Raw genomic sequence first — 17279 nt, 5'->3', positions numbered from 1 at the left:
GATGAGAAAAGGATGCTTTGGACTGGCGTCTTTGGCGTTGCTATTGCTGGTCGGTTGTCGTTCGCATCCGGAAATTCCGGTGAATGATGAACAGTCACTGGTGATGGAGTCATCTTTGCTGGCAGCGGGCATTAGCGCAGAAAAGCCCGTTCTTTCAACGTCTGATATTCAGCCTTCAGCATCCTCGACGCTTTATAACGAAAGGCAAGAACCCGTTACCGTTCATTATCGTTTTTACTGGTATGACGCCAGGGGGCTTGAGATGCACCCTCTGGAAACGCCGCGCAGCGTCACCATTCCCGCTCGTTCAGCGGTGACTCTGTACGGCAGCGCCAATTTTCTTGGAGCGCACAAAGTCAGACTTTATCTTTATTTGTAAGGGGTGAATCTTGATGACAAAAATGAGTCGCTACGCTTTAATCACCGCGCTGGCGATGTTTCTTGCCGGGTGTGTGGGGCCACGTGAACCCGCACCGGTAGAAGAAGTAAAACCTGCGCCGGAGCAACCGGCTGAGCCGCAACAGCCAGTACCCACAGTGCCATCAGTGCCGACGATCCCGGAGCAGCCAGGGCCAATTGAGCACGAAGACCAAACCGCACCGCCTGCGCCGCATATTCGTCATTATGACTGGAATGGCGCAATGCAGCCGATGGTCGGTAAGATGCTTGGGGCCGATGGCGTGACCGCAGGTAGCGTCTTGCTGGTTGATAGCGTCAATAACCGCACCAATGGTTCTTTGAATACCGGGGAAGCGACAGAAACGCTGCGCAATGCACTGGCTAATAACGGTAAATTTACCCTCGTTTCCGCCCAGCAGCTTTCGATGGCCAAGCAGCAGTTAGGTTTGTCGCCGCAGGATAGCTTAGGCACCCGTAGTAAAGCCATTGGTATTGCTCGCAACGTGGGGGCTCATTACGTGCTGTACTCCAGCGCCTCTGGCAACGTTAACGCTCCGACCCTGCAAATGCAGTTGATGCTGGTGCAGACGGGCGAAATTATCTGGTCAGGTAAAGGTGCCGTTCAGCAACAATAATCCCATCACGCGCGACGAGTTATTGTCGCGCTATTTCCCGCAGTATCACCCCGTCGCGACGTTTAACAGTGGACTTAGCGGCGGGAGTTTTCTCATTGAACATCAGGATCAGCGTTTTGTTGTGCGTCAGACTCACGATCCTGATGCGCCGCAGTCCGTGTTTCTGCGCCAGTACCGGGCGTTATCACGATTACCGGCATACCTTGCACCAAAGCCACATCTCTATCTCCGTGGCTGGATGGTGGTCGACTATTTGCCCGGCGAGGTAAAAACGCAATTGCCGGATACCGACGAACTGGCAGGCTTGCTGTATTATCTGCATCAACAACCGCGTTTTGGCTGGCGAATAACCTTGCTGCCGTTACTGGAACGGTACTGGCAGCGAAGCGATCCGGCGCGGCGGACAGTGGGTTGGCTGCAACTATTAAAACGTCTGCGCAAAATACGGGAACCACAGCCATTACGTTTAAGCCCGTTGCATATGGATGTTCATGCAGGGAACTTAGTCTATACCTCGTCAGGGCTAAAGCTCATCGACTGGGAGTATGCCGGTGATGGCGATATCGCTCTGGAACTGGCGGCGGTGTGGGTGGAAAATAGTGAGCAGCACCGGCAATTAGTTAATGACTATGCCGCGCGGGCGAATATTAATCCGGCGCATTTGTGGCATCAGGTCAGGCGCTGGTTTCCCTGGTTACTGATGCTGAAAGCAGGGTGGTTTGAGTACCGCTGGCAACAAACCAGCGATCAACAATTTATCAGGCTGGCCAATGACACCTGGCGGCAGCTATCAATAAAACAATAAGGAGAGCAGTGTGGGTCCAGTAATGTTGGATGTTGAAGGTTATGAACTGGACGCGGAAGAGCGCGAAATACTTGCGCATCCGCTGGTGGGAGGGCTGATTCTCTTTACACGTAACTATCATGATCCAGCACAGTTGCGCGAACTGGTACGCCAGATCCGCGCAGCTTCACGCAATCACCTGGTGGTGGCGGTGGATCAGGAAGGTGGACGTGTGCAGCGTTTTCGTGACGGTTTTACCCGCTTACCGGCAGCACAATCATTCGCTGAGCTGTTAGGTATGGAAGAGGGGGGCAAACTGGCGCAAGAGGCAGGTTGGCTGATGGCCAGCGAAATGATCGCTATGGATATTGATATCAGCTTTGCACCAGTGCTGGACGTAGGACATATCAGCGCGGCGATTGGTGAACGTTCTTATCATGCCGACCCAGAAAAAGCCCTCGCAATCGCCAGTCGGTTTATTGATGGGATGCATGAAGCTGGAATGAAAACCACCGGTAAACATTTTCCTGGTCACGGTGCCGTAACTGCAGATTCACACAAAGAGACGCCGTGCGACCCACGCTCGCAAGCGGAAATTCGTGCCAAAGATATGTCGGTTTTCAGTACGTTAATTCGCGAAAATAAACTCGATGCCATTATGCCCGCGCATGTGATCTACAGCGATGTTGATCCGCGTCCGGCGAGCGGTTCTCCCCACTGGCTGAAAACTGTTTTACGTCAGGAGCTGGGGTTTGACGGCGTGATTTTCTCTGACGATTTATCGATGGAAGGTGCCGCGATTATGGGCAGTTATGCCGAGCGTGGACAGGCATCACTCGATGCAGGTTGCGATATGATCCTGGTCTGCAATAATCGTAAAGGAGCCGTCAGCGTGTTAGATAATCTGTCACCGATCAAGGCAGAACGTGTTACACGTTTGTATCATAAAGGTTCATTTTCGCGACAGGAACTGATGGACTCGGCTCGCTGGAAAGAGATCAGCGCCCGTCTGAATCAGTTACATGAACGCTGGCAGGAAGAGAAGGCAGGTCACTAACCCTGGCTTATGTGAGGAAGCGATGATTATCTATTTGCACGGTTTTGACTCTAACAGTCCGGGTAACCACGAGAAAGTCTTACAATTGCAGTTTATTGACCCGGATGTACGGCTAATAAGCTACAGTACGCGGCATCCGAAACATGATATGCAGCATTTGCTCAAAGAAGTGGACAAAATGCTGCAACTGAACGTCGACGAGCGCCCGCTCATTTGTGGTGTTGGTCTGGGCGGTTATTGGGCAGAGCGGATTGGTTTTCTCTGTGATATTCGCCAGGTGATCTTCAACCCCAATTTGTTCCCTTATGAGAACATGGAAGGGAAGATTGATCGCCCGGAAGAGTATGCCGATATTGCCACCAAGTGTGTGACCAACTTCCGTGAGAAGAATCGCGATCGTTGCCTGGTGATTTTGTCGCGTAATGATGAAGCGCTTAACAGTCAGCGGACATCTGAAGAGCTGCATCATTATTACGAGATTGTCTGGGACGAAGAGCAGACGCACAAATTCAAAAATATCTCTCCGCATTTGCAGCGCATTAAGGCATTCAAAACCCTCGGTTAATTGGCATCGTCGCATCAGGTAACCTTGTCGGTACCTGATGCGACCCGGATTAAGGCGTTCACGCCGCATCCGACAGCCGAGCACCAATGCCTGATGCGATGCTGCGCATCTTATCAGGCCTGGCAAACGCCCTCCATACACGCCTCACGCTATATAACCCTTCCGAATTAGCTCGAATAATAAACAATAAACTCTGTTTTTTGATCTCAACAGGTAAAGTCGCCTATCTTTTCAGCAACAAAACTTGATTAATATCAATTTTGGTATGACCAATGCACCATTCATGTTATTCTCAATAGCGAAGAACATTTTCATTGCTGTAACCTGTTGTTAATTAAGAGCTATGTTAATAACCATTAATTAACAATTGGTTAATAAATTTAAGGGGGTCACGTTGACTACGCCATTGAAAAAAATTGTGATTGTCGGCGGCGGTGCTGGTGGGCTGGAAATGGCAACACAGCTTGGAGATAAGCTGGGGCGCAAGAAAAAAGCCAAAATTACGTTGGTCGATCGTAACCACAGTCACCTGTGGAAACCGTTGCTGCACGAAGTGGCGACCGGATCGCTCGATGAAGGCGTTGATGCGCTGAGCTATCTGGCCCATGCGCGTAATCATGGTTTCCAGTTTCAGCTGGGTTCTGTGGTTGATATCGATCGTGAAGCGAAAACAATCACCATTGCTGAACTGCGCGACGAAAAAGGTGAATTGTTAGTTCCAGAGCGGAAAATTGCTTACGACACGCTGGTGATGGCGCTGGGTAGCACCTCTAACGATTTCAACACGCCGGGCGTAAAAGAGAACTGCATTTTCCTTGATAACCCGCATCAGGCACGTCGTTTCCATCAGGAGATGCTGAATCTGTTCCTGAAGTTTTCTGCTAACCTGGGTGCCAATGGCAAAGTGAATATTGCGATTGTTGGCGGCGGCGCGACCGGCGTAGAGCTCTCTGCCGAATTGCACAATGCCGTGAAACAACTGCACAGTTACGGTTACAAAGGGCTGACCAACGAAGCCCTGAACGTTACTCTGGTGGAAGCGGGAGAGCGAATTTTGCCAGCGTTACCGCCGCGTATCTCTGCTGCGGCTCACAATGAGTTAACGAAACTGGGCGTTCGCGTGCTGACGCAAACTATGGTTACCAGTGCCGATGAAGGCGGTTTGCACACTAAAGATGGTGAATATATTCAGGCCGATCTGATGGTGTGGGCTGCCGGGATAAAAGCACCAGATTTCTTGAAAGATATTGGTGGTCTTGAAACCAACCGTATCAACCAACTGGTGGTGGAACCGACGCTGCAAACCACGCGCGATCCAGACATTTACGCTATTGGCGACTGTGCGTCATGCCCGCGTCCGGAAGGGGGCTTTGTACCGCCGCGCGCTCAGGCCGCACATCAGATGGCGACCTGCGCAATGAACAACATTCTGGCGCAGATGAACGGTAAACCGTTGAAAAATTATCAGTATAAGGATCACGGTTCGCTGGTATCGCTGTCCAACTTCTCCACCGTCGGTAGCCTGATGGGTAACCTGACGCGCGGTTCAATGATGATTGAAGGACGAATTGCGCGCTTTGTGTACATCTCGCTATACCGAATGCATCAGATTGCGCTGCATGGCTACTTTAAAACCGGATTAATGATGCTGGTGGGCAGTATCAACCGCGTTATCCGTCCGCGTTTGAAGTTGCATTAATCGGCGTACACTGGCGGATGTGGCGTAAACGCCTTATCCGCCCTGGACAAATGGTACGAGCGGTAGGCCTGATAAGACGCGTTAAGCGTCGCATCAGGCATTCCTTCAGACTCCTCTGAATCCTTCAGCTTTTCCTGCTATTCCCACGCTTTTCATCTTCTGTCTGATAGCTGCTTTTCCCCTTCGCTTGCATGATTGTCATAACTGCAAAGAAGGAGGTGTTCCCGTGAATAAATCAATGTTGGCGGGTATCGGGATTGGTGTAGCGGCCGCGCTTGGCGTAGCGGCAGTGGCCAGTCTGAACGTGTTTGAACGTGGCCCGCAATACGCTCAGGTTGTCTCAGCAACCCCAATCAAGGAAACGGTTAAAACACCGCGTCAGGAGTGTCGCAATGTCACGGTGACCCATCGCCGACCGGTGCAGGATGAAAACCGCATTGCTGGTTCGGTCCTCGGGGCCGTCGCTGGCGGGGTGATAGGGCATCAGTTTGGCGGTGGTCGCGGTAAAGATGTCGCCACTGTTGTGGGGGCGCTGGGCGGTGGATATGCCGGTAACCAGATCCAGGGCTCTCTCCAGGAAAGCGATACTTACACTACCACGCAGCAGCGTTGTAAAACGGTGTATGACAAGTCAGAAAAAATGCTCGGTTATGATGTGACCTATAAGATTGGCGATCAGCAGGGCAAAATTCGGATGAACAGCGATCCGGGTACGCAAATCCCATTAGATAACAATGGGCAACTGGTTCTGAATAACAAAGTATAACAAGGCTGTACTCTGCAATTTAGCCCCTCATTCGCTCAGGCTGAGGGGCTTTTTTTTGCGTCTTACTTCACCAGTTCAGGCCATAAACGCAGCGTTGTCCGGGCAACCAGCATCAGTTTTTCCAGCGATGCGCCTTCACGGGCGCTTATCGACATCCCCTGAATAATACAATTAAGAAATTCCGCAAGATGCGTTACGTCACAGTGGGCGGGAATTTCCCCGCGTGCCTGGCGTTGACTTAAAAACTGCTGCAAGGTGCGTTCTTGCATTGCGTGACGTGATTTCACCGTATGAGCAATATCGCCCGAATCCGCTGAAAGCGTGGTGCAGTTGTTAATCATAAAGCAACCCGCGGGGGTGTCTTTGCTGGTAAAGCAGCTGGCGACGGCAGCGAAATAGTCCGCCAGTGCAGACTCCACGCTTTTTTCTTCACAAAACAACTGCGCTTCATGCTTAGCGGCAAAGCGATCGATATAACGGTCGAGTACGGCGCGAAATAACCCCTCTTTGTTGGTAAATTCCGCGTAGAGCGTTGGCGCTTTGGCTCCGGTCGCTTCAACGAGGTCCGCAAGGGAAGTCGCTTCATAACCGTGCTGCCAGAACAATTTCATGGCCTTATCAAGCGCGGCTTCCCTGTCGAACACTTTTGGGCGGCCACGGCTTTTTTTTACACAATGTGTTGAGTCTGTTGCCATGATGCCATTGTACCTGGTGGCTGTGAATGAATGGTTATTATAAAAATAATCACCTCCCTTCACCAGTCCAGAAAATAGAAAAATAAAAACTCTCTATTTAACTGAAATTTAAAGTTTTTTAATTTAATTAATGATTGTTATAAAAAACCTCTTGTATGTGATCCAGATCACATCTATCATTTAGTTATCGATCGTTAAGTAATTGCTTGCGACGCCATTCACCTGCATAAGGCCACTATTATGAAAAACGTAAAAACCCTCATCGCTGCGGCGATTTTAAGTTCCATGTCATTTGCCAGCTTTGCGGCTGTCGAAGTTCAGGCAACACCAGAAGGCCAACAAAAAGTGGGTACTATTAGTGCTAACGCGGGGACAAATCTGGGATCGCTGGAAGAACAGCTGGCACAAAAAGCGGATGAGATGGGCGCAAAATCTTTCCGTATTACTTCAGTAACCGGTCCGAATACCCTCCACGGAACGGCAGTCATTTATAAATAAGCATTAACCCTCATTAATGCCCGCTATTGCTGCTTTTTTCCCCGCGACATACTGTGCCGCGGGGATTTTTTTATCCGGGAGTTACAGCGATTGTGGGCTCAGTTGATGGCGGCGCACATCTACCGGCATCCCGGAACGGACATCCATCACATGCTGCATCACTTCAGCGTCAGTTTGTGCTGCATCTTTAAATGATTGCATTGCACTATTCAGCGTTATCGGCAATAGCTGCGGATCATCATCAATCTTCTCTGATAGCGGCTGATGCACTTCAACCAGACGCGCACCGTTTGGTTCGGCAGAGACTTTAATCGGTGTGTTGATGATATTCACTTTGGTGCCTGGGGTGACCTGGCTAAAGAGTGTTTTGATATCGTCATCACGCAGACGAATACAGCCAGAACTTACCCGCATGCCAATGCCGAAATCGGCGTTCGTACCGTGAAGCAAATAAACGCCGCCATAGGCCGCCAGACGAATCGCATGATGGCCCATAGGGTTATCTGGTCCAGCCGGAACTACCGCAGGCAACTCAATTCCCTGTGCTTTATACCGCGCGCGAATGTTTGCCGTTGGCGTCCAGGTTGGGTTTGCACGCTTGTCAGAAACGGTGGTCACCATTGTCGGTGTCAGCGTGTCACCACCCAACTGACCAATGCCGATGGGATACACGGTCACTGAATTTTTACCCGGTGGGTAGTAATAGAGACGCAGCTCCGCAATGTTGATCACAATGCCTTCGCGCGGCGCGTCTGGAAGTAGGGTTTGCAATGGGATCGTTAACACGCTACCCGCGCGTGGCACGTAAGGATCAACGCCGGGGTTAGCCTGTAACAGAGCGAGAAAGCCGACGTTATATTTTTTGGCGATCGCTTCCAGCGACCCACCGTCATTTTCCACTACATGAAATTTGTTTTCGCCAACCAGGCGACTGCCCGCTGGCGGCAGCGGCCAGGTGTTGGCTTTTGCCGGTAGCGTCAGCGCCACGGCTGCGGCGAACGTAAAAAACGTTAGCCAGCGAGAAAAACGCGTTTTGATCATCACCAAAAATCCATAATAAATATAAGGTTATTGTAATAAAAAGATAAGCCTGAATTATGGATGGTGACAGTGTCGGATAGTGCAGGGAAGTGCAAAGAATTTGTAAATGTTGCAGATGGGGGCGCAGAAACGCCCCCGATCTCACCATTAAGCGATCGCGTTCTCTTCCAGTTCACGCATAAACTGGCGAACCCATTCGATACGCGTTTTCCGCTCGCTCAAATCCTGAATAAACTTCAGGCGCGTCGGGCCATCAAGGCGATAATGCTGCGGCTGTTTTTGCAGTAAACCAATCAACCAGGCTGGATTAACGTGATTTTTCTCGGCAAATTCGATCACGCCGCCTTTCTCATTACCTTCCAGCTTCCTGATCCCCAGTTTCTGCGCTTGCTGGCGCAGACGGGCAATATCCAGCAGGGTACGCGCCGGATCAGGCAGCAGGCCGAAGCGATCGATAAGCTCGACTTTGATCTCTTCCAGTTCGTTTTCCGTTTTGGCGCTGGCAATACGTTTGTAGAACGACAGACGCGTGTTTACGTCAGGGATGAAATCATCTGGCAATAGCGACGGCATCCGCAGCTCGACTTCTGTTTGCTGGCTGGTGAGATCTTCCAGCGACGGCTCGCGTCCGGCTTTCAGTGCATCGACGGCGTTTTCCAGCAACTCCATATACAGCGAGAAACCGATGGTTTCCATCGAGCCGCTCTGTTCTTCGCCAAGCAGTTCACCTGCGCCGCGGATCTCCAGGTCGTGCGTTGCCAGTGCAAAACCAGCACCGAGATCTTCCAGCGAGGCAATCGCTTCAAGACGTTTTTGCGCATCGGTAGTCATCGCTTTCGGATGCGGCGTCAGCAGCCATGCATATGCCTGATGATGCGAACGTCCGACGCGACCGCGCAACTGGTGCAGCTGCGCCAGACCGAAGTGATCCGCGCGTTCAATGATAATGGTGTTGGCAGTCGGGATGTCGATTCCGGTTTCGATAATGGTGGTACAAACCAGCACGTTGAAACGTTGATGATGGAAATCATTCATCACCCGTTCCAGCTCGCGCTCGCGCATCTGCCCGTGACCGATAGCAATCCGCGCTTCTGGCACCAGTTCCGCCAGCCGTTCGGCGGCTTTCTGGATGTTTTCCACATCGTTGTAGAGATAATAAACCTGACCGCCGCGCAGAACTTCACGCAGGATCGCCTCCCGGACCACCAGACTGTCATACTCGCGGACAAACGTTTTGACCGCCAGACGACGGGCGGGCGGCGTGGCGATAATCGACAGGTCACGCATTCCGCTCATCGCCATATTCAGCGTACGTGGGATCGGCGTAGCGGTAAGCGTCAGAATATCCACGTTCGCCCGCATCGCTTTAATGCGCTCTTTATGACGCACCCCGAAGCGGTGTTCTTCATCGACAATCAGCAGGCCTAAATCTTTAAACTTGACGTCATTTTGCAGCAGTTTGTGCGTACCGATCAGAATATCGATTTTCCCTTCCGCCACTTCCGCAAGGATTTGCGTCTGCTCTTTGGCGCTGCGGAAACGGGAGATCATTTCGATACGTACCGGCCAGTTGGCGAAACGGTCGCGGAAGTTGTCGTAATGCTGTTGCGCGAGAAGGGTGGTAGGCACCAGCACCGCTACCTGCTTGTGGTTATCTACTGCCAGGAAAGCGGCGCGCATCGCCACTTCTGTTTTCCCAAAGCCAACATCGCCGCACACCAGACGATCCATTGCCAGCGGCTGACACATGTCGCTAAGCACCGCATTAATGGCCTGCGCCTGATCCGGCGTGGTTTCAAACGGGAAGCTGTCGCAGAACAACTGATACTGCTCACGATCGTGTTTAAACGCGAAGCCCTCTTTGGCGGCGCGTTGCGCGTAGATATCCAGCAATTCTGCCGCCACATCACGCACTTTTTCCGCCGCTTTCTGCCGCGCGCGTGACCACGCATCGCCGCCAAGTTTATGCAGCGGGGCGTTTTCTTCCGCTCCACCTGCGTAACGGCTAATCAGATGCAGTGACGACACCGGAACATACAGTTTGGCGTCGTTGGCATAGGTGAGCATCAAATACTCGCCAGTAATGCCACCTGCTTCCAGCGTGGTCATTCCTGCATAGCGCCCGACGCCGTGCTCCAGATGGACCACCGGCTGACCAATGTGCAGCTCCGCGAGGTTACGGATCAGTGTATCGGGGTTGATGGTGCGGCGAGAATCCTGACGACGGCGGGCAACACGTTCACCGAGCAGATCGCTTTCGCAAATCAGCGCCAGGTTACGCACCGTATCGACAAAACCATGTTCGGCAGCGCCAATCATCAGATAACGCCCACGGTTGCTGGCTTCATCAAGACGCATAATGCGTTGCGGAGCAATTTTAATTCGCGCGAGCAGTTCACCCAGCGCTTCACGGCGACCTTCACTTTCTACCGAGAACACCACCGGACCGTCGAAAGACTCGAGGAACTTACGCAGCGCATCCAGCGGCGCTTTTTGTTGCGCCTGAACGGCCAGGTCTGGCAGCTTCTCGAAGCCTAAATTGGCATTCGCTGCTTTTGTCGGTAAATGTTCAGCTTTTAGCTGCACCCGGGGCCAGTTTTTCAGCTCTGAGAAGAGCTCGTCCACCCGCAGCCAGAGCGATTGTGGTGGCAACAGTGGGCGCATTGGGTCGACGCCACGGCTTTCAAAACGCGCCAGCGTGTCAGCCTGGAAACGTTCGGCACTGTTTTCCAGATCGCCAGTATTCACCAGCAGCGTATTGGCAGGGAAATAACTGAACAGTGGCGGCAGCGGTTCGCTGAAGAACAGTGGCTGCCAGTACTCGATCCCGGCAGGCAATGTGCCTTTACTCACTTGCTGGTAAATATGTTCTGGATCGCGCTTCACTTCGAAGGTATCGCGCCACTGGCTGCGGAACAGTTCAATTGCCGCTTTATCGGTCGGGAATTCGTGTGCGGGCAGCAGGTTGATGGCTTCAACTTCTTCCAGCGTGCGCTGGCTATCGACGTCAAATACACGCAGGCTGTCGATTTCATCATCAAAAAAATCAAGACGATAAGGCAGTTCGCTGCCCATCGGGAAGAGATCCAACAACGCGCCGCGCGTGGCGTATTCACCGTGCTCCATTACCTGGTCAACATGGCGATAACCGGCGCTGTCCAGTTGGGTTCGCAATGCATCTCGTGACAGGCGCTGACCTTTTTTCATTACCAGTGCATGACCGTGGAGAAAACTGTGCGGGCAAACGCGCTGCATAAGCGTATTCACCGGAACAATCAGTACGCCACGCTGCATCGTCGGTAGCTGGTAAAGGGTGGAAAGGCGCGAGGAGATAATGTCCTGATGAGGCGAAAAACTGTCGTAAGGGAGGGTTTCCCAGTCCGCCAGATTCATCACCATCTGATCGGTGAACTGGCTGATTTCATCATGCAAACGCAGAGCATTTTGCATATCTGGTGCAATGAGTACCACCGGACCGGCGTGACGTTCGGCAATTTCCGCCACCAGCGTCGCGCAGGCAGCGCCAGTTAACTCGCCCAGCAGACGCTGCTCACCCGCTTTGACGGGCAGCGTATAACGATATTGTTCAGGCATAACGGTTGTCAGAGTCTCGTTAGGATATGCCCCAACATATGGGGGCATATCTCTGATAAGCAATGCTGTTCATTATCCGTAATCGACATGGTTTAGCAAATTGAATCGCCCCGGCTGGGGCGATGGCTTAACGAGAGTAACTGGTGGCAGGCAGAGAAGGCGGGGAGAACAACAGGTCGCTGAATGCGTGTTGTGAAAATTTTCGCACCAGTAATCCAGCAACAGTACAAATCAACAAACTGACAAAGGGATAAACCAGCAGGAGCGTCAGTTCGAGTTGCGGCGACCAGCGGGCCGCGTTCATTTGCGGAATCAGACTTAAGCTGAATATCTCTACCAGAATGCGATGCGTGGTGTAGATGGCAATGGTGTTCGAACCAATCACATTCAGCAGGCTGGTGGAGCGCATACCGAAACGCTGCTCGTACTGATAAAACAGTTTCATGATCACCACAATCGATAGCAGCGACAACAGCAGCGAGATATTAAACAACCAGGCAGCAACCGCCAGAACAGCCAGCAAAGAAGCCATCAGCAGATGGCGGCGCAACGGCACCTCTTTAACACAGGTCATTAATGTTGCGCCAAACCATGCACCAAGGCTGTAATAAGGCAAATTGCGGATCACACTGTTCATTCCCCACCATGGCGTGGGAACGAAATTAACCGCCACACTCATCAGCACAAACAGAACGAATAGTGGCAGTGCCAGGCGGTTAAAAATTTTACATATCACGAAATAGGCAATTAACGCATACAGATACCACAAGCTGGTGCTGGCGGTGAGCATCCCGTGCAGGAACTCGCCAGTGGAATCGGCATAAGCAGCATTGGAGGCATTGCTTAAATCGCGCTCAGGCGCCAGCCACGGGTTCAGTGCACTTAACGCCAGCCACTGCACCACGCCCCAAAGCGCCAGCACCCAGAAGATGTTCCAGATGCGTTTATCGAGACAATTTCCCCAGGGTACGCTGTCGATATAGCGGCGAATCAAATAGCCGGAAATAAAGAAAAAAACGGGCATACGAAAGGGCGCAAGGTAAAGATTGAAATAGATCCAGCATTTGCTCAGGACTTCCGATAACGGATGCTGGAAAGTGGTCAGATGCGGATAAAAGGTAATGACCGAGTGATAAATCACCACCAGACAAATACATAACCCTTTGATCTGGTTAATCCATAGCTCTTTTTGTTTCATCAGGACAACACGCTCTTTTTATTTAACATGCTGTTGATCCTGCGGGGCCAGTCGCGTGGTGTAATGCGTATCTGTCTGTATTTGGTTATTTTTCAGATAAAGATCAGGCCATAAGGCCGATGATAAAATGAGGCCCTTTAGCCGATTGATTTGCTGGTACTTTTCAGATTAGCCCTGACGATCACTTACAGTTCAGACGTTTACCCATCCCGCTTTCGCTTATATACTCGTGTCTTTGCTAACAGCAACCAGACGGATTTCATGTACCAACCTGTCGCTCTATTTATTGGCCTGCGTTACATGCGTGGGCGTGCAGCGGATCGCTTCGGTCGTTTCGTCTCCTGGCTTTCTACCATCGGCATTACCCTCGGGGTGATGGCGCTGGTCACAGTATTGTCAGTGATGAACGGCTTTGAGCGCGAGCTGCAAAACAACATCCTTGGCCTGATGCCACAGGCAATTCTCTCTTCTGAGCATGGCTCTCTTAACCCGCAGCAACTCCCGGAAACGGCAGTCAAACTGGACGGCGTTAATCACGTCGCACCTATCACTACCGGTGATGTGGTACTGCAAAGCGCGCGCAGCGTGGCGGTCGGGGTGATGCTGGGTATCGACCCGGCGCAAAAAGATCCACTAACGCCGTATCTGGTCAATGTGAAACAAACTGACCTCGAGCCGGGGAAATATAATGTCATCCTCGGTGAACAGCTGGCCTCACAGTTGGGCGTCAATCGCGGTGATCAAATCCGCGTGATGGTGCCATCTGCCAGCCAGTTCACGCCAATGGGGCGTATTCCAAGCCAGCGCCTGTTCAATGTGATTGGCACTTTTGCCGCCAACAGTGAAGTCGATGGCTATGAAATGCTGGTGAATATTGAGGATGCCTCGCGTCTGATGCGTTATCCGGCAGGCAATATTACCGGCTGGCGTTTGTGGCTGGATGAACCACTGAAAGTGGATTCTTTAAGCCAGCAAAAACTGCCTGAAGGCAGCAAATGGCAGGACTGGCGTGACCGTAAAGGCGAGCTGTTCCAGGCCGTACGCATGGAAAAAAATATGATGGGCTTGCTGCTGAGCCTGATTGTCGCCGTTGCGGCGTTTAACATTATTACCTCGCTAGGGCTGATGGTGATGGAGAAGCAGGGCGAAGTAGCGATCCTGCAAACGCAAGGCTTAACTCCGCGACAAATCATGATGGTCTTTATGGTGCAAGGGGCCAGCGCCGGGATTATCGGTGCAATCCTCGGAGCAGCGCTTGGCGCACTGCTTGCCAGCCAGTTGAATAATCTGATGCCGATAATCGGCGTCCTGCTTGATGGCGCGGCGCTGCCGGTGGCTATCGAACCTTTACAGGTCATTGTTATTGCGCTGGTGGCGATGGCTATCGCGCTGTTGTCTACGCTTTACCCTTCCTGGCGCGCTGCCGCCACTCAACCCGCTGAGGCTTTACGTTATGAATAAGATCCTGTTGCAATGCGACAACCTGTGCAAACGCTATCAGGAAGGCAGTGTGCAAACCGATGTGCTGCACAATGTCAGTTTCAGCGTGGGCGAAGGTGAAATGATGGCAATTGTCGGTAGCTCTGGTTCCGGTAAAAGTACCTTGCTGCACCTGTTAGGCGGGCTGGATACGCCAACCTCCGGCGATGTGATCTTTAACGGTCAGCCGATGAGCAAACTGTCTTCGGCGGCGAAAGCAGAACTGCGCAACCAGAAGCTGGGCTTTATTTATCAGTTTCACCACCTGCTGCCGGATTTTACTGCCCTGGAAAACGTGGCTATGCCGCTGCTGATTGGCAAGAAAAAGCCCGCTGAAATCAACAGTCGAGCGTTGGAAATGTTAAAAGCGGTGGGGCTGGAGCATCGTGCGAATCACCGTCCATCTGAACTTTCTGGCGGTGAACGCCAGCGTGTGGCGATTGCCCGTGCGCTGGTGAATAACCCGCGCCTGGTACTGGCGGATGAACCTACCGGTAACCTTGACGCGCGTAACGCAGACAGCATCTTCCAGTTGCTTGGGGAGTTGAATCGCTTGCAGGGCACCGCTTTCCTGGTGGTCACTCACGACCTGCAACTGGCGAAACGTATGAGCCGCCAACTGGAGATGCGTGATGGTCGTCTGACGGCGGAACTAAGCCTGATGGGGGCGGAGTAATGGCGATGCCTTTATCGTTATTAATTGGCCTGCGTTTTAGTCGCGGACGGCGGCGTGGCGGCATGGTGTCGCTGATCTCCGTCATTTCTACCATTGGCATTGCCCTTGGCGTGGCGGTATTGATCGTCGGCTTAAGCGCGATGAACGGCTTTGAACGCGAACTGAACAACCGTATTCTGGCGGTGGTGCCGCATGGTGAAATTGAGGCGGTAGATCAGCCGTGGACTAACTGGCAGGAAGCACTGGATAAAGTGCAGAAAGTGCCGGGTATTGCCGCCGCTGCGCCGTATATCAATTTCACCGGGCTGGTGGAGAGTGGCGCGAATCTGCGCGCTCTGCAGGTTAAAGGCGTTGATCCGCAACAGGAACAGCGTCTGAGCGCGCTGCCATCATTTGTCCAGGGCGATGCCTGGAACAATTTTAAAGCGGGCGAACAGCAGATTATCATCGGCAAAGGCGTGGCGGATGCGCTGAAAGTGAAGCAGGGGGATTGGGTGTCGATCATGATCCCAAACTCGAATCCCGAGCATAAGCTGATGCAGCCGAAACGTGTGCGTTTGCACGTTGCGGGTATTTTGCAGTTGAGTGGCCAACTCGATCACAGTTTTGCCATGATCCCGCTGGCGGATGCCCAACAATATCTTGATATGGGTTCCAGTGTGTCAGGCATTGCCCTTAAAATGACGGATGTTTTCAACGCTAACAAACTGGTACGTGACGCGGGTGAAGTAACCAACAGCTACGTTTATATTAAAAGCTGGATTGGTACTTACGGCTATATGTATCGCGATATCCAGATGATCCGCGCCATTATGTATCTGGCGATGGTACTGGTGATTGGCGTGGCCTGTTTCAACATCGTCTCCACGTTAGTGATGGCGGTGAAAGATAAGAGTGGCGATATCGCAGTATTAAGAACGCTGGGGGCGAAAGACGGTTTAATTCGCGCCATCTTTGTCTGGTATGGATTGCTGGCAGGTCTGTTCGGCAGCCTCTGTGGTGTGATTATCGGCGTAGTGGTTTCACTGCAACTTACCCCGATTATTGAGTGGATTGAAAAGCTGATTGGTCATCAGTTCCTCTCCAGCGATATCTATTTTATTGACTTCCTGCCATCGGAATTGCACTGGCAGGACGTCTTCTACGTACTGGTCACAGCATTGTTGCTGAGTCTTTTGGCAAGTTGGTATCCGGCGCGACGCGCCAGTAATATTGACCCTGCGCGAGTCCTTAGCGGCCAGTAAAGGCAGTACATTAAAACAAGGAGCGGCAATGTATTACGGGTTTGATATTGGTGGAACGAAAATTGCGCTAGGCGTGTTTGATAGCGGTCGGCAGTTGCAGTGGGAAAAGCGGGTGCCGACACCGCGTGACAGCTATGACGCATTTTTAGATGCAGTGTGCGAACTGGTGGCTGAAGCCGATCAGCGTTTTGGCTGTAAAGGTTCTGTCGGCATCGGTATTCCGGGAATGCCGGAAACAGAAGATGGCACGCTGTATGCCGCCAATGTCCCCGCCGCCAGTGGTAAACCGCTGCGTGCCGATCTGAGCGCCCGCCTTGAACGCGATGTGCGCCTTAATAACGACGCCAACTGCTTTGCCCTTTCTGAAGCCTGGGACGATGAATTTACCCAATATCCGTTGGTGATGGGACTGATCCTGGGGACTGGCGTTGGCGGTGGCCTAGTATTCAATGGTAAACCGGTAACGGGTAAAAGCTATATTACGGGTGAATTTGGGCATATGCGCCTTCCCGTCGATGCGTTAACCATGATGGGGCTGGATTTCCCGTTACGTCGCTGCGGCTGTGGTCAGCACGGTTGCATTGAAAATTATCTGTCTGGTCGCGGCTTTGCGTGGCTGTATCAACACTATTACCATCAACCGTTGCAGGCTCCCGAAATTATTGCGCTTTATGAGCAAGGCGATGAGCAGGCAAGGGCGCACGTTGAGCGTTATCTGGATTTATTAGCGGTTTGTCTGGGAAATATCCTGACCATTGTTGACCCTGATTTGCTGGTCATTGGCGGTGGCTTATCGAATTTCCCGGCAATCACAACGCAACTGGCGGACAGGCTGCCTCGTCATCTCTTACCTGTAGCTCGTGTTCCGCGCATTGAACGTGCGCGTCATGGGGATGCAGGAGGAATGCGTGGTGCGGCCTTCCTACATCTAACCGATTAATCAACAGAG

The 17279-nt window shown here is 52.1% G+C and carries 16 protein-coding genes; 12 read left to right on the top strand and 4 right to left on the bottom strand.

Going from position 1 to position 17279, the window contains the following annotated elements; all coding sequences use genetic code 11:
* The first annotated feature begins 1 nt into the window (after position 1).
* The 7 genes from AACU94_RS10760 to AACU94_RS10730 all read left to right on the top strand — a co-directional run bounded on the left by AACU94_RS10760 (position 2) and on the right by AACU94_RS10730 (position 5905).
* Positions 2-379: a YcfL family protein gene (locus AACU94_RS10760; protein ID WP_130205557.1), complete on the top strand. Its 378-nt coding sequence runs from the start codon at positions 2-4 to the stop codon at positions 377-379.
* A gap of 13 nt (positions 380-392) precedes the next feature.
* Complete coding sequence (gene lpoB / locus AACU94_RS10755) at positions 393-1034, top strand: penicillin-binding protein activator LpoB (RefSeq protein WP_130205559.1); 642 nt, start codon at positions 393-395, stop codon at positions 1032-1034.
* A complete protein-coding gene (thiK, locus tag AACU94_RS10750; RefSeq protein ID WP_135489417.1) occupies positions 1015-1839 on the top strand; it encodes a thiamine kinase in 825 nt (274 codons plus the stop codon). Before lpoB ends, thiK begins: the two co-directional genes overlap by 20 nt.
* 10 nt (positions 1840-1849) lie before the next feature.
* On the top strand, positions 1850-2875 hold the full coding sequence (gene nagZ, locus AACU94_RS10745; protein WP_135489416.1) for a beta-N-acetylhexosaminidase: 1026 nt from the start codon (positions 1850-1852) through the stop codon (positions 2873-2875).
* Positions 2876-2897: 22 nt separating this feature from the next.
* Positions 2898-3440 carry an alpha/beta hydrolase YcfP gene (gene ycfP, locus AACU94_RS10740; protein ID WP_000587933.1) on the top strand — a complete coding sequence of 181 codons (543 nt, stop codon included), beginning with the start codon at positions 2898-2900 and terminating at the stop codon, positions 3438-3440.
* A 394-nt stretch (positions 3441-3834) separates the two neighbouring features.
* Complete coding sequence (gene ndh, locus AACU94_RS10735; protein ID WP_064528597.1) at positions 3835-5139, top strand: NADH-quinone dehydrogenase; 1305 nt, start codon at positions 3835-3837, stop codon at positions 5137-5139.
* Positions 5140-5365: 226 nt separating this feature from the next.
* Positions 5366-5905, top strand: a complete 540-nt coding sequence (locus AACU94_RS10730; protein WP_064528599.1) for a glycine zipper 2TM domain-containing protein — start codon at positions 5366-5368, stop codon at positions 5903-5905.
* A gap of 62 nt (positions 5906-5967) precedes the next feature.
* On the opposite strand, the gene comR is transcribed toward AACU94_RS10730, so the two are convergent.
* Positions 5968-6600: a TetR family copper-responsive transcriptional repressor ComR gene (gene comR, locus AACU94_RS10725; protein ID WP_135404195.1), complete on the bottom strand. Its 633-nt coding sequence runs from the start codon at positions 6598-6600 to the stop codon at positions 5968-5970.
* 240 nt (positions 6601-6840) lie between these two features.
* Here comR and bhsA point away from each other — a divergent pair, with 240 nt between their 5' ends.
* Positions 6841-7098, top strand: a complete 258-nt coding sequence (gene bhsA / locus AACU94_RS10720) for a multiple stress resistance protein BhsA (protein ID WP_000800147.1) — start codon at positions 6841-6843, stop codon at positions 7096-7098.
* A gap of 81 nt (positions 7099-7179) precedes the next feature.
* Here the strand turns inward: bhsA and ldtC are convergent, their stop codons facing one another.
* From ldtC to AACU94_RS10705, 3 genes are all read right to left on the bottom strand, one after another.
* Positions 7180-8142, bottom strand: coding sequence for a L,D-transpeptidase LdtC (ldtC, locus tag AACU94_RS10715; protein ID WP_165383267.1), 963 nt, complete (start codon positions 8140-8142; stop codon positions 7180-7182).
* Positions 8143-8286: 144 nt separating this feature from the next.
* A complete protein-coding gene (mfd, locus tag AACU94_RS10710) occupies positions 8287-11733 on the bottom strand; it encodes a transcription-repair coupling factor (protein WP_135489415.1) in 3447 nt (1148 codons plus the stop codon).
* Positions 11734-11860: 127 nt separating this feature from the next.
* Entirely contained in the window at positions 11861-12931 is a 1071-nt protein-coding gene (locus tag AACU94_RS10705; protein ID WP_135489414.1) for an acyltransferase family protein, read from the bottom strand.
* Between the two features lie 261 nt (positions 12932-13192).
* Between AACU94_RS10705 and lolC the strand changes: the two genes are divergently transcribed.
* Genes lolC through nagK form a run of 4 tightly spaced genes read left to right on the top strand, consistent with a single transcriptional unit; the run spans position 13193 to position 17270 of the window.
* A complete protein-coding gene (lolC, locus tag AACU94_RS10700; RefSeq protein ID WP_077560955.1) occupies positions 13193-14392 on the top strand; it encodes a lipoprotein-releasing ABC transporter permease subunit LolC in 1200 nt (399 codons plus the stop codon).
* Positions 14385-15086: a lipoprotein-releasing ABC transporter ATP-binding protein LolD gene (gene lolD / locus AACU94_RS10695; protein ID WP_001033695.1), complete on the top strand. Its 702-nt coding sequence runs from the start codon at positions 14385-14387 to the stop codon at positions 15084-15086. Before lolC ends, lolD begins: the two co-directional genes overlap by 8 nt.
* Positions 15086-16330 (top strand): lipoprotein-releasing ABC transporter permease subunit LolE, encoded by a 1245-nt coding sequence (gene lolE, locus AACU94_RS10690; RefSeq protein WP_135489413.1) that lies wholly within the window; start codon positions 15086-15088, stop codon positions 16328-16330. Before lolD ends, lolE begins: the two co-directional genes overlap by 1 nt.
* Positions 16331-16358: 28 nt before the next feature.
* Positions 16359-17270 (top strand): N-acetylglucosamine kinase, encoded by a 912-nt coding sequence (gene nagK / locus AACU94_RS10685; RefSeq protein ID WP_130205577.1) that lies wholly within the window; start codon positions 16359-16361, stop codon positions 17268-17270.
* Positions 17271-17279: the final 9 nt, after the last annotated feature.

It is taken from the genome of Escherichia sp. E4702, assembly GCF_963883545.1.
In the GTDB taxonomy this organism is placed as follows: Bacteria; Pseudomonadota; Gammaproteobacteria; order Enterobacterales; family Enterobacteriaceae; genus Escherichia.
This window is presented reverse-complemented; position numbering and strand designations above follow the sequence as displayed.

Coding starts and splice junctions, on each gene's coding strand:
- AACU94_RS10705 (WP_135489414.1), bottom strand. CDS start 12,931: ATGAAACAAAAAGAGCTATGGATTAACCAGATCAAAGGGTTATGTATT.
- comR (WP_135404195.1), bottom strand. CDS start 6,600: ATGGCAACAGACTCAACACATTGTGTAAAAAAAAGCCGTGGCCGCCCA.
- AACU94_RS10760 (WP_130205557.1), top strand. CDS start 2: ATGAGAAAAGGATGCTTTGGACTGGCGTCTTTGGCGTTGCTATTGCTG.
- mfd (WP_135489415.1), bottom strand. CDS start 11,733: ATGCCTGAACAATATCGTTATACGCTGCCCGTCAAAGCGGGTGAGCAG.
- bhsA (WP_000800147.1), top strand. CDS start 6,841: ATGAAAAACGTAAAAACCCTCATCGCTGCGGCGATTTTAAGTTCCATG.
- nagK (WP_130205577.1), top strand. CDS start 16,359: ATGTATTACGGGTTTGATATTGGTGGAACGAAAATTGCGCTAGGCGTG.
- lolE (WP_135489413.1), top strand. CDS start 15,086: ATGGCGATGCCTTTATCGTTATTAATTGGCCTGCGTTTTAGTCGCGGA.
- lolD (WP_001033695.1), top strand. CDS start 14,385: ATGAATAAGATCCTGTTGCAATGCGACAACCTGTGCAAACGCTATCAG.
- ycfP (WP_000587933.1), top strand. CDS start 2,898: ATGATTATCTATTTGCACGGTTTTGACTCTAACAGTCCGGGTAACCAC.
- lolC (WP_077560955.1), top strand. CDS start 13,193: ATGTACCAACCTGTCGCTCTATTTATTGGCCTGCGTTACATGCGTGGG.
- lpoB (WP_130205559.1), top strand. CDS start 393: ATGACAAAAATGAGTCGCTACGCTTTAATCACCGCGCTGGCGATGTTT.